Annotated in this window: 9 protein-coding genes; 2 read left to right on the top strand and 7 right to left on the bottom strand. The window is 42.2% G+C overall.

Features of this window, described 5'->3' with window-relative positions; translation table 11 throughout:
* Positions 1 to 154: 154 nt before the first annotated feature.
* Positions 155 to 3,106: a beta strand repeat-containing protein gene (locus tag LX92_RS22955; RefSeq protein ID WP_190263524.1), complete on the bottom strand. Its 2,952-nt coding sequence runs from the start codon at positions 3,104 to 3,106 to the stop codon at positions 155 to 157.
* A 48-nt stretch (positions 3,107 to 3,154) separates the two neighbouring features.
* Positions 3,155 to 6,025, bottom strand: coding sequence for a TonB-dependent receptor (locus LX92_RS00245; protein WP_109648280.1), 2,871 nt, complete (start codon positions 6,023 to 6,025; stop codon positions 3,155 to 3,157).
* Between the two features lie 200 nt (positions 6,026 to 6,225).
* Here LX92_RS00245 and dgt point away from each other — a divergent pair, with 200 nt between their 5' ends.
* Positions 6,226 to 7,569: a dGTP triphosphohydrolase gene (gene dgt, locus LX92_RS00240; protein WP_109648279.1), complete on the top strand. Its 1,344-nt coding sequence runs from the start codon at positions 6,226 to 6,228 to the stop codon at positions 7,567 to 7,569.
* On the opposite strand, the gene LX92_RS00235 is transcribed toward dgt, so the two are convergent.
* The gene (locus tag LX92_RS00235) at positions 7,566 to 8,675 is read right to left on the bottom strand and encodes a DUF3078 domain-containing protein (protein ID WP_109649010.1); all 1,110 of its coding nucleotides are present in this window, start codon (positions 8,673 to 8,675) and stop codon (positions 7,566 to 7,568) included. The genes dgt and LX92_RS00235 overlap by 4 nt on opposite strands.
* Complete coding sequence (locus LX92_RS00230) at positions 8,665 to 10,437, bottom strand: 1-deoxy-D-xylulose-5-phosphate synthase (protein ID WP_109648278.1); 1,773 nt, start codon at positions 10,435 to 10,437, stop codon at positions 8,665 to 8,667. Before LX92_RS00230 ends, LX92_RS00235 begins: the two co-directional genes overlap by 11 nt.
* Before the next feature lie 75 nt (positions 10,438 to 10,512).
* Here LX92_RS00230 and LX92_RS00225 point away from each other — a divergent pair, with 75 nt between their 5' ends.
* Complete coding sequence (locus LX92_RS00225) at positions 10,513 to 10,962, top strand: nucleoside deaminase (protein ID WP_109648277.1); 450 nt, start codon at positions 10,513 to 10,515, stop codon at positions 10,960 to 10,962.
* 72 nt (positions 10,963 to 11,034) lie between these two features.
* Here LX92_RS00225 and LX92_RS00220 read toward each other — a convergent pair whose 3' ends face one another.
* From LX92_RS00220 to LX92_RS00210, 3 genes are all read right to left on the bottom strand, one after another.
* On the bottom strand, positions 11,035 to 11,229 hold the full coding sequence (locus LX92_RS00220) for a cold-shock protein (RefSeq protein ID WP_109648276.1): 195 nt from the start codon (positions 11,227 to 11,229) through the stop codon (positions 11,035 to 11,037).
* A gap of 89 nt (positions 11,230 to 11,318) precedes the next feature.
* Positions 11,319 to 11,570, bottom strand: a complete 252-nt coding sequence (locus tag LX92_RS00215; RefSeq protein WP_109648275.1) for a hypothetical protein — start codon at positions 11,568 to 11,570, stop codon at positions 11,319 to 11,321.
* On the bottom strand, positions 11,567 to 13,357 hold the full coding sequence (locus LX92_RS00210) for a chloride channel protein (protein ID WP_109648274.1): 1,791 nt from the start codon (positions 13,355 to 13,357) through the stop codon (positions 11,567 to 11,569). The genes LX92_RS00215 and LX92_RS00210 overlap by 4 nt, the downstream gene beginning before the upstream one ends.
* Positions 13,358 to 13,362: the final 5 nt, after the last annotated feature.

The following is a 13,362-nucleotide window of genomic DNA, read 5'->3' as shown; positions in this document are numbered from 1 at the left end:
GACTAAGGTTAATTGAATGTTATGGGAAGGTTATATATAAAGGTTTAGGTTAATATCTTGCAGGTTCACTTGTATTTAAAACGCCCACAGATGTACTGCAAAAAAGAAAACCCCGACTAATTCGTCAGGGCTTTCAGTGGTATTTAATTGTGGCTTAGTTTCCAGTAGCCCAATCAAACAGAGTAATGTCAACTTTCGTTCCTGAGTTATAAGGGCCAGCGACGGTAGCATCGGCACCATCAATCTGTACATTGGCCAAAGGACCGGAATCTTTCATATCAACCAAAGTGGCATAACCTTCAAGATAAAGATTGGTTATGGTTGCTCCAGAAGTCTTTTTAAACTGTAATGCAGTACCATCTTGGGTAGAAACTGCGGTTAAGTTTACGAGTTTCGGATTGTTGTTGCTGCCGTCAGCTTCAACTGCAGTTGAGAAACCGGCATTTGTATGTAGAACATAGGCGTTGGTCAAAGTACCACTCCAGCCTTCTGTCCAATCTATCGCATCATCATCGTTGTTCTCGAAGTAGAAATTGGAAACCGAAACAGTTCCACCGAAAAATTCAACGCCATCATCCTTGCCATCGATCATGGCGACATTTTCGATAGTTGTCCCGGAACCTACGGCATATAGTGTAAGGCCGTTGTATTGAGAGTCTGGATTGATCTGTGCCCCGGCATAACGTATGATTAAATAGCTAATGGAACCAGAGTTATCGGTATCTACCGTGCCCCCATATTTAATTTGTCCCACCTCTGCAGTTGCATCAGTGCCTTCAGTGGTTGTCGCATTCCCAGCGATTACCAATCCACCCCAATCACCAGGGGCCTCATTGGAGGAAGTCATCACTACTGGACTGGCTTCAGTGCCTTGTATATCGATTTTGGCACCTTTTTGAACAACGATATACGTACTGGTTTCATCCCCACTTTCGACATCGGCGATTATTGAGGTTCCTGCTGGAATGGTTAATGTGGCACCTGACTCAACACTTAATGTTTCGGCTAAGTAATACGTAATGTCAGCATCCAAAGTTAAATCTGTAGAAAGGCTTCCCGACAAAACACTTGTTTCGATTTCAGTTTCCGAATTTACCCAGGCAAAGGCTGCAATATCCACAGTTGGAGTTGCGATATAAGGTAAAGCTGGATCTGCATCAGCCCCATCTAATTGAACATTGGCCAAAGGACCATTATCTTTCATGTCTACGGTTGTGTCATACCCAGCTAAAGAGAGTCCTGTGATAGTGGCGCCGGAAGTCTTTTTGAACTGTAAGGCTGTACCACCTACGGTTGAAACCGCTGTAAAGTTGGCTAAGGTCGGATTTCCGTTTTCACCGTCGGCTTCAACGGCGGTAGAGAAACCATCAACGGTATGTATAACATACGTATTGGTCAAAGTACCATTCCAACCTTCTGTCCAGTCAACAGCATCATCCTCGTTGTTTTCCAAGTAGAAGTTAGAAGCGGAAACCGTACCACCGAAGAATTCAACACCATCGTCCTTACCGTCTATCAAGGCAACATTGTCAATAGTTGTCCCTGAACCTACGGCATAAAGTGAAAGTCCGTTGTATTGTGAATCAGGATTGATCTGTGCACCTGCATATTTGATGACCAAGTATTTGATAGAACCGGAATTGTCGGTATCATCAGATCCACCGTATTTAATCTGTCCAATCTCGGCGGTAGCGTCTGTACCTTCGGTAGTTGTCGCTTTTCCTGCGATTACCAAACCACCCCAGTCGCCAGGGTTTTCATTGGCGGAAGTCATTATGACGGGACTGGATTCAGTACCTTGGATGTCGATTTGACCACCTTTTTGTACAACGATGTATGTACTGGTCTCATCACCATTCTCAACATCGGCAACGATTTCAGTTCCTGCCGGAATAATCAATTTACCGCCAGCCTCTACACTAAAAGTACTATCCAAGAAGTATTTTATCTCAGCGTCTAAGGTAAGTTCACTAGTTAAAGAGCCAGTTAAAATTGAAGTTTCCGCTGTTGTGGAAGAATTGACCCAAGCAAATCTTTCAATGTCAACAGTAGGGGTTGCTATGTAGCTTAATTCAGGGTTAGCGTCGGCCCCATCTATTTGTACGTTGGCCAAAGGTCCATCGTCTTTCATATCTACGGTTGTGTCATACCCAGCTAAAGAAAGTCCAGTGATAGTGGCGCCGGAAGTCTTTTTGAACTGTAAGGCTGTACCACCTACGGTTGAAACCGCTGTAAAGTTGGCTAAGGTCGGATTTCCGTTTTCACCATCGGCTTCAACGGCGGTAGAGAAACCATCAACGGTATGTACAACATAGGTATTGGTCAAAGTACCACTCCAACCTTCTGTCCAGTCAACGGCATCATCCTCGTTGTTTTCCAAGTAGAAGTTAGAAGCGGAAACCGTACCGCCGAAGAATTCAACACCATCGTCCTTACCGTCTATCAAGGCAACATTATTTATAGTTGTCCCGGAACCTACGGCATAAAGTGTAAGTCCGTTGTACTGTGAATCGGGATTGATCTGGGCACCGGCATATCGTATGATTAAATAGCTTATGGAACCAGAATTATCGGTGTCTGTACTACCCCCGTATTTTATTTGGCCAACCTCTGCAGTGGCATCGGAACCTTCGGTCGTGGTTGCATTACCCGCAATTACCAAACCACCCCAGTCACCGGCAGATTCATTCTCAGAGGTCATCTCGACCGGATTTGAGGAAGTACCTTGAATATTGATTTTGGCTCCTTTTTGAACTACGATATAGGTACTTGTCTCATCCCCACTTTCTACGTCTGCAATAATTTTAGTACCTGCAGGGATCGTAAGTGTAGCTCCTGACTCAATACTAAAGGTTGTGGTAAGGGTATATGTTTTACTGGCATCCAAAGTCCTATCTTCAGTTAATGACCCCGTAAGGTTTGTGTCTTCACAGGCGGTGCATGAGCCACCACAATCGATGCCGGTCTCATCCCCGTTCATCTTGCCGTCGGAACAGGTGGCTTCTTCTCCTGGATCGGTGCCTCCGTCGTCGCTACTACAACTTGTAAGAAACAAGGAGGTAATGGCCATTAGACCCATTGTTAATCTTAAAATTTTCGTTTTCATACTATTGGATTTAGAATTTGTTAGATATTTATTGTTGTTTGTGATTCATTAAAAACGATAACTGAGACCTAAGCTTAGTCCGACACCGGTCGTGTAGGAACTTACGGTCTCATCAACTTCAATTCGATTGGCAGTGGGGTCCGAGGCTATTTCAGCGACATTTTTCAAAATACGCTGTGTTTGTTCTATTTCCGGGTTGAGGAGGTTTTTGCCCACTAGGGTTATTTTCCATTTTTTGGCAATTATTTTGCTGATAACAGCATTGAGCACCACAAATCCTTTTTCTATAATGGCATCATCGTAAAAGATATCTCGATTCGATTGGTCCGTAGGTACGCCCAAAGCATAAATCTTGTCTGAGGCGTAGTTGGCATTTAAGGAAGCGGAGAAGGGGTTTTTGCCTATTGTATTATAATTGAGACTTGTATTGAAAATCCAGTCAGAGGCACCCTGTAGGTCTGTTTTTTCAATACCCTTGTACCTAAAGGTTCTCAATAATGTCCCATCGTCCTTGTAAATTTCTTTTAAATCCTGTGAATGCCACATACGTGTTGCATTAAACACCATGTTCAAGTTTTGTCCACTAGGGGTACCATCTTCTTCATTGATGGTTGGTTTGATCAAGTCTACCTTGGTTTCGGCCTCAAGTCCGAATACTTCTGCTTTTTCTGCGGAGTTGAAGTATGAGAACACTCCGGCAGACCCTCTGTCCCTTACTTTGTTGATAGGGTCTGAAATGTCTTTATAAAAAATAGAGGCGGAAATCAATTGGGTGGGTGAAGGGAAATATTCCCACTTAATATCATAGTTTAAGTTCTTGGAGGCCCTAAGATCTACGTTACCACGGATTACCTGACTCGTTGGTGATACATATTCAAAAGGGGAGACCTCCTTGAATTCAGGAAGGGTCAAGGTTTTGCTTACGGCAAGCCTTAAGGCGTGTAATTCGTTGAGCGAGTATTTAATGTTAAGACTTGGGTACAGATTGTTGTATTCTTGAAAGCTTTCCCCTTCCCTTGGGAATAAGTTTCCTATATCGTACTTGACTTTTATCCCATCTTTTTGAAACCGAAGACCGGCATTGAAATTCCATTTCTCCAGACCAACGTTAAAATCTGCGAATGCCGCTTTTGATTCCAATTCCCCGGTATAGATGTCTTTGCGTTCATCGTTGGCGTTTGACCCCAATAAATTGAGTTCGAGCAGGCCGCTATCAAAATTGGATTGTTGAAAGATACTTCCAATGTTATCGATTGAAGACGGATTGACGGCGTTGGTGGAGGTTTCTTCGACACCTACGAATTCCGAACTGAAGTCACGTTTCTTGTTTCTGTAGGATACGCCCAGTTCGACCTTGAAAGTCTTTGCATTATCCTCATCCTTGATAATATCCAGAACATCTTTAATGTAGCCGTTGTATTCGATATCCTCAATAAATTGACTCGATTTTCTTTGTTGAAAACCACCATTTCTACCAAGCTGAACATCAAAGTCAGGTTCAACATTGTTGGGGTCCCAGTTCACTTCGTTTCTGATCCTGTTCGGTTCATCCGCATTTAGGATATTATATCCCCCTGCCCATTTCAAAGTGTTGTTGTCGCCAATCCCATGAGACCCCATAAGCTGTGTAACCAACAAACGTGTCTGTTTGGTGTTCTGGTCCCTTACGAACTGAAAAAGACCTTCAGAGGGAGCGGTCTCTTCAAAAATCGTGGCTTCCCCATTTCGCCCGCCTTCAAATACAGATTCACTTATTTTATTCACAAAGAACGTACTCGATTTGATCTTGTTCTTGTCATTGGCTAAGAACGTCATGTCCAATAAGGCCGTGTTGACGATTTTATTGCTATAGGTTGTGGCATCGGTTATGGTGTCATCAACGAAGTTGGACCTGTACTGGCGAAAGAGTCCTTTTTGAAATTCATAAGACCTCGAGTGGGAACCTGTAAAAAAGATAGATAGCTTGTCTTTTATCCGTTTCCCTGCAATCATGGAAAATGAATAATCCATGGGGTTTTCCTGTGTTCTTGTATTCCAACCTTGTTGGGTAATTTGTTGTTGTATGGTTTTGTTCGAGTTGTAAAAACCAAAGGTCACATCACTTTGATTGGGCGAAATCTTAAAATTGTCATATACACCACTTTTGGCCACATTGGAATTGATTCCTGTGGAAAGATTTGCCCCTAATTCCGAGGAGCCAACAAGTTCCCTGGAACTTATGTTTATGGTGCCAGAGGATTGATCGGCTGAGGATTGTGCGGCGTACGTTTTACTGATGCTTACATTTCGTATTACTCGGGTGGGAAAAAGGGACAGGTCAATGTTTTTCTTTTCAACATCATCCGAAGGCACCGTGAGTCCGTTTAGTGTTGTGGATAGGTAACGGTCCCCAAGACCGCGAACAAATACATCGCCGGTAGCTTCACTACTCGATACGCCCGATATTTTAGTGGTTGCCGATGCTACATCGGAAACCCCGATTTTACCGAGTTCCACAGCACCAATACTTTCCTTGATCTCAATGGCTTTTTTCTGATCGATCAAAAGCGCCGTTTCAGAATCCTTTCGGGCAATTGTTGTTACGGTTACCCCTTCCAAGGCTACCCCCGTAGTTGCCATCGGTACATTTATGGTGGAAACTTTCTTTGCTTCAACCTTTACATTCGGGATCTCTACGGTTTCATACCCAAGAAAACTGAAGATCACTGTATAGGTGCCCGGTTCAAGATTTCCAATTTCGTAAAGTCCGTCAAAATCGGAAGTGGTTCCTTTCGTGGTTCCTTTAATTACTACATTGGCAAAAGGTAGGGGTTCGTTGTTCATTTCGGTGTCGGTAAGTGTACCGGCAATACTCCCTGTTTCTTGAGCGCTTAAAAAGACGCTAGTCAATAAAAGTAGACTAAAAATAATTTTTCTCATGTTTGATTTTCTCTATTATTAAATACCGCTGCAAATAAACTGTGGGCATGTAAAAGCTGGGTTAGTCCTATGTTAAATGTTAAATATGTTAGGGTTATATAAAGGTTACTAGATTAACTAAATGTTAAGTGAATAGATGTGCGACCAACTATAGGGGAGCTTTGAAAAAAACGTATCTTGCCGATAATTATCGATATAAAATGAATTGGGAACAATTACTCTCTTTACGGCGCCATGGCGATGTCGGGAAAAGATTACGAAAAGAGCAGGATGAGACCCGTTTGGGCTTTGAGGTCGACTATGACCGGATCATTTTCTCATCAGCATTTAGAAGTTTACAGGACAAAACCCAGGTTATACCCCTTTCGAAGACCGACTTTGTACATACACGACTTACCCATAGTCTTGAAGTTTCGGTGGTAGGTAGAAGTTTGGGTAGGGTAGCTGGAAAAAGGATTTTGGAAAAGCATCCGCATTTGAAGGATGTTCATGGTTATCAGTTCAATGATTTCGGGGCCATTGTTGCTGCAGCGGCATTGGCACATGATATTGGAAACCCTCCTTTTGGACACAGTGGTGAAAAGGCTATTGGCGAATATTTTAAAACCGGCCAAGGGGCACGATACAAAGAAGCCCTGTCCGAAAAAGAATATCAGGATATTATTGATTTTGAAGGTAATGCCAATGGTTTAAAACTTTTGACCGAATCCCGGGAAGGGGTTGAGGGTGGACTCCGATTAAGCTATGCTACCCTGGGTGCATTTATGAAATACCCCAAAGAATCGTTGCCCAAAAAACCAACCAAACATATTTCGGACAAAAAATTCGGTTTTTTTCAATCGGAAAAGGATGCCTTTTTGGATATAGCGGAGGAATTAGGGCTAAATCAGACTCGAAAAGGCAAGGACATTTCCTTTTCGAGGCACCCTTTGACATTTCTGGTAGAGGCTGCCGATGATATCTGTTATACCATCATAGATTTTGAGGATGGAATCAACCTAGGATTGATTTCTGAGGATTATGCCCTGGAGTATTTAATAAAACTGGTCAAAGATCGCATCAATACCAAAAAGTATAATAAGTTGGCCTATAAAGAGGATCGCCTCAGTTATTTACGGGCATTGGCCATAAGCACACTGATCAGCGATGCAATAGATGTATTCGTTGCAAACGAAGAGGATATCCTGGCAGGTACTTTTGACGTGGCCCTGTTGGATAAAAGCAAGTATACCGCCCAGATTGATGATATCATTGCCTTGAGCGTAAATAAGATTTATAGATCGCAGGAAGTGCTCGAAAAGGAAATTGCAGGGTATAAGATTATTTCCGATCTTTTGGATGTGTATACCACAGCCTTGATCAGGACACATACAGGGAAGGCCTCCAACTATGATAAACTAGTGATAAATATGTTGCCCGGGTTCTATCAACAAACCGATAAGGCCATCTATGAAATCTTGTTGAATACCTGTTGTTATGTAGCCAGCCTGTCGGATAGTGCCGCCGTTCACATGCATAATAAGATTATGGGTAAACAACTTTAGAATTCATAGGTAATCCCAACGCCCAGCGATTGTTTAAACTGTATTTTGGGTCTTCCGGCCTGGGTTTCATTACCACTGGCATCTACGATACGATCAAAAAGAATATCATCGTCGTATATCATATGTGTGCCAATATTGGTGGTCATGAATTTATTGACCTTAAGGGTCAGGTTTAATTCCCAATCGACATCAATATTTCCAAAACTGGAGAGATAATCGGTATATAAACTCAAATCATGCCGAAGACCAACGTTTTTGGCAATATCGGTCTCCCATTTGTTGGTAATAAGAAAACCTAGTTCAATAAAGGAATTTTCCCCAGGGGTAATGACTTCGTTGTTAGCGTCTAAAACCGCTTTTTTTACACCGAAGGAACCGTTGTCGGCCAAGTCCTGGTCCAATACAAAAGTTGCCTTTTGGGTTAAGGGGGAAATATAAAGATTGAATTTTTGGTTTACAGTGATAAAGGAAGTACCGGCACCTAAAAAGAAATAGCCCGGAGACATAAATCTGGAAATTGGATTGGCCCGGTCCGGATATTTATAACCGTTGGAAAATTGGGAATTGAAATTGGCCTTTACCGAATAATACCAATTGGTAATGGTATCGCGGCGATACCCAAAAGTTGAACTTATCTTAATGGCATCATCGGTTTTTCTTAGTTTTCTATCTTCTTGGGCATTTAATCCATATCGAAGTTCAAGGTAATTGTCCCATTGGATATAGCGGAATTTATAATTTCGTTCAAAACGCAGATTGCCCAATCCTGAGACCGAATTTTGCCCACCAGCATTCCAATTCACAAAGGCGACTTCACTGAAATTGATACCGAAACGATTGATTTTGGTCCAAAAAGAAGGAACCCTAAATTTACGGGGCTTATTTTTTAAAGGTTTTGTTTTATTGAAGGAGATCACGGGGTTGGTCAAATTGGCACTCCTTGGAATATTTTTGATTTTGACCAATGTCCTTCTTATGACTACGGTGTCAATGGTTGTTGAGTCCAAGGGGTAGCTTTCAGGGATGGAATCCTGGCCATAAGCCGAAATACATGAGGTGATAAATAGAAGGGCGAAAAATAATTTTTGCAAAATCTTACAGTTCATTAAGGGTTTCATTAATATGTCTTTTGATTGAAGCACCGTCTAAACCCACTATTCCCTGAAGTTGGTCAATAGTGCCATGTTCGATAAAACGATCGTCGATACCTAGAATATCGATTTTGGTTGAATAGTCATTTTCATTCGCAAAATCAGCAATCGAGCTACCAAATCCACCTATTTTACAGCCGTCCTCTATGGTTATTACACGGGAATAATGGGTGAAAATATGGTGGAGCTGTTTGGTGTCCATGGGTTTGATAAAACGCATATTGTAATGACCTATTTTTTCTGAATCCGGTAATTCGGCAATGATTTTTTTTACCAAATTACCTATATGACCGATGGAAAGCACTGCAATTTTCGTGCCTTTTTTTACTTCTACGGAAACCCCGATTTCAATCTTCTGAAAAGAAGTGCGCCAGTCCATGGTTACACCACGTCCTCTTGGATATCTGATCGCGATGGGCCGATCAAGTCCCAATTGCGCCGAATACATGATATTTCGTAGTTCGCACTCATTCATGGGCGCAAAAATAATCAAATTGGGAATGCATCTCAAATAGGCAATATCAAATACCCCATGATGGGTGGCGCCGTCTTGCCCAACGAGTCCGGCCCTATCCAAACAAAAGATTACAGGTAATTTTTGTAGGGCTACATCATGTATGATCTGGTCGTAGGCTCTTTGTAAAAAAGTGGAGTATACATTACAGAAAGGAATGAGTCCTTGGGTGGCCATACCTGCGGCCAGGGTAACAGCATGTTGTTCGGCTATACCCACGTCAAAGGCCCTGTCCGGAATCCCATCCATCAAGAATTTTAAGGAACTTCCGGTTGGCATGGCGGGTGTTATACCTACGATGTTTTTATTTTTCCTGGCAAGTTCTACCAAGGTATGGCCAAAAACGTCTTGGTATTTCGGGGGGAGTTCCGAATCCGGTTTTTTCTGGAGTTCCCCGGTAAGCCTGTCAAACCTTCCGGGCGCATGGTAAACGACCTGGTTTTCTTCGGCTTTTTGCAATCCTTTGCCTTTGGTAGTGATGATATGCAACAGTTTAGGGCCTGATACCGATTTTAGACGCTCCAGTTCTTGCAATAACAGGGGAAGGTCATGACCATCAATAGGACCGGAATAATCAAAATTCAGACATTCAAAGATGTTTTCATCCTTGGCCGTTCCTTTTTTTACATTGGTCAAATATTTTTTAAGTGCACCTACGCTGGGATCGATACCTATGGCATTGTCATTGAGTACCACCAAAATATTGGCATCGGTGACCCCAGCATGGTTTAATCCCTCGAAGGCCATTCCACTGGCAATGGAAGCATCACCGACTACTGCGATATGGTTACGGTGTGGATTACCTTTGAGTTTAGAGGCGATGGCCATGCCTAAAACAGCGGAAATGGCTGTGGAGCTATGTCCTGTCCCAAAATCATCATATTCGCTTTCCTTTCTATTTGGAAAGCCACTGATACCGCCCAATTGTCGGTTAGTAGTGAAAATATCCTTTCGTCCCGTAAGTATTTTATGGCCATAGGCTTGATGGCCTACATCCCATACCAATTTATCTTTAGGGGTGTTGAAAATGTAGTGGAGGGCTATCGTGAGTTCTACCACGCCCAGACTGGCCCCTAAATGTCCTTCCTTGACCGAAACAATGTCGATAATAAATTTTCGCAATTCATTGGCAACCTGGGGCAGTTCGTCTTTTTTTAATTGACGAAGGTCTTTAGGGAATTGTATTTTATCCAGTAGTTTCATGATAGATGGCAAATGTAAGGGAAAATCATATGTGACAATTATATTCTGTACCTCCAAAAGCGTATTTTTGAGATTATGGAATTACTTTTTGATGATAGCTATTATATGAAGAAGGCCCTGCAAGAAGCAGAGATGGCCTATGAAAAAGGGGAGGTGCCTATTGGGGCGATCGTTGTGATACACGATAGGATTATTGCCAGGGCCCATAATTTAACAGAACAACTGAATGATGTTACGGCCCATGCCGAAATGCAGGCGATTACCGCTGCAGCGAATTTCCTTGGCGGAAAATACCTTCAGGATTGCACCATGTATATTACCTTGGAGCCTTGTCAAATGTGCGCTGGAGCCTTGTATTGGAGCCAAATATCAAAAATTGTGTATGCGGCTGGGGATCCCCAGCGGGGCTATAAGGCCATGGGTACCAAATTACATCCAAAGACCAAAATTATAGGGGGTGTTTTGGAAAAGGAGGCCTCGGATTTATTGAAAAGGTTTTTTATAGCGCGAAGAAACCTGAATTAAGTGGGATTTTGAAAATAAAAAACCCCAACATATTAAACGTCGGGGTTTCAATACAATCAGTAAAGGAATGTTTTAACCGATTACCTGCACTTGGCCTGCAACCAATCCTTTTCTTCCTTCTTCCTCTACGTATTCCACTTTGTCACCTTCGTTTAACTCAACACCATTCAATGCTGTTGCGTGAACAAAAATGTCGCTTCCCGTCTCGTCGTTGGTAATGAATCCGTATCCTTTGGATTCATTGAAAAATTTTACTGTACCTGTCATGCCAATTGATATTAATAAAATAATTAGTACACTAATTTAAAATATTTATGGCAGACGCAAAGAAATATTTGTGTGAATATGGGTATTAATCATTGATTTTCAGCCTTTTCGGCCTTTTCGCCGCGCATTTTTTTGATATTTTCCTCGGTCAGCATATAATCTTTCATCTTTTTGCCTTGACTTTCTTTGTAGAGAAATAAGGGCATTGCCACTAAGAAAATACCAACGGTACCGAAACCAATACATTTATTGCCAAAGGCAATTTGTTCTTCATGAATACTGAATCCATAGAGAATGGATCCCAGTGAGGCGAGAACAATAAGGATTACAACATATTTCATTTGGTAAAATTAATCAACTTTCTACGATAGGCGGTCAGTAGCTTTGATTTCGTTATGAACCCAACATATTTGCCATCCCTGAGTACAGGTAGGTTCCAGGCGCCACTGTCTTGAAATTTATCCATGATATCGGTCATTTTATCCTTTTCCAATCTGATGATTGCCGGGGGCGAGTGCATCACATCATTGGCAATGACCTTGTCATATAGCGTTTGGTTGAACATGACCGGACGAATATCATCCAGAAGGATAATCCCCAATAATTTCCCATCCTTCTTATTGAGTACAGGGAAGATATTACGGCTCGATTTTACAACGGCTTTATGTACGATGTCACCCAAGGTCATCTCAGGATGTATGATCACAAAATTATTCTCTATGACCTTGTCAATATCCATAAGGGTAAGGACCGCGTGATCTTTATCGTGTGTTATCAATTCCCCTTTGCGTCCTAGTTGCATGTTGTAAACCGAATGGGGGTGGACATATTTTGCAATCGGGTATGATATGGCTGATGCAATCATTAAGGGAATAAAAAGTTCATAGCCTCCAGTAACTTCCGCAATTAGGAAAATAGCCGTTAATGGTGCATGTAGGACACCGGCCATTAGTCCGGCCATGCCTACCAATGTGAAATTACTCTCGGAGACCTTGAAGTTGAATAAATCGATATTATTTATGATTTTGGCGATACAATTACCCATTATACTTCCCATAAAAAGGGTAGGGGCAAAAATACCACCGACACCACCTGCTCCAAAGGTAATGGAAGTTGCAAAGATCTTAAAGACTACCAATCCGCCCAAAAGCATGATCAAGGTCCAAACATTCGTGAGATCCAGATTGAAGACATTGTCCTTTAGGAAATTTCCAGGATGGCCTTTCACCAGATTGTTTATCACGTCAAAACCCTCACCGTATAACGGAGGTATAAAGTACACCAGGACTCCGATACTTATCCCCCCAATCAGCAAGCGCTTACCCGGGGAGCCTAATTTATCGAAGAAATTCTGTACCCTCGTATATACTTCGGTAAAATATATCGAAGTAATGCCGGCGACAAGTCCCAGGATAATATAAAAGGGAACATCCGATATCTCGAAACTGTCCTCGATCTTAAAGGGTAATAAAACATCATCCCCCAAAAAGAAATAAGAAGTGATTATGGCAGAGATCGATGCCGACAATAGGGGAACCATAGAGGCTATGGTCAAATCCAGGCTAAAGACTTCAATGGCAAAAATAATCGCTGCAATAGGGGCCTTGAAAATAGAGGACAATGCACCGGCGGCCGCACATCCTATCAATAAGTTCCGAGACGATTGATTCATATGGAACAAACGTGCTATATTGGAACTGATAGCGGCCCCTGTGGCTACGGAGGGTCCTTCAAGACCCACGGAACCACCAAAACCCACGGTTAAGGGGGCAGTCAATATAGACCCGAACATTTGATATCTTTTCATAATGCCCTTTCGCTTTGAAATCGCATACAGGGTAGAGGGTATACCGTGGCTTACTTTGTTGCGAATCACATATTTTATGATGAGATATACTAAAACAAGGCCAATAAGTGGAAAAACGAAGTAAAAAGCATGGTGGTAATCACGTACCAGGTTCCCTTCCAACAAATGTTGGTAGAAGTGGGTTAGGTTTTTAAGGATCACAGCCCCTATTCCCGAAGTAAAACCGACCAATATACTAAGGATGTATATGAATTGGCGTTCGCTTATGTGTTTAGCCCGCCATATAAGGAGTTTGGTAAATAGTTTCTTTTTTTGTTGCATTTGGG

Source organism: Maribacter polysiphoniae, assembly GCF_003148665.1.
Lineage (GTDB): Bacteria > Bacteroidota > Bacteroidia > Flavobacteriales > Flavobacteriaceae > Maribacter_A > Maribacter_A polysiphoniae.
The sequence above is the reverse complement of the archived record's forward strand: the minus strand, read 5'-3'. Positions and strand labels throughout refer to the sequence as shown.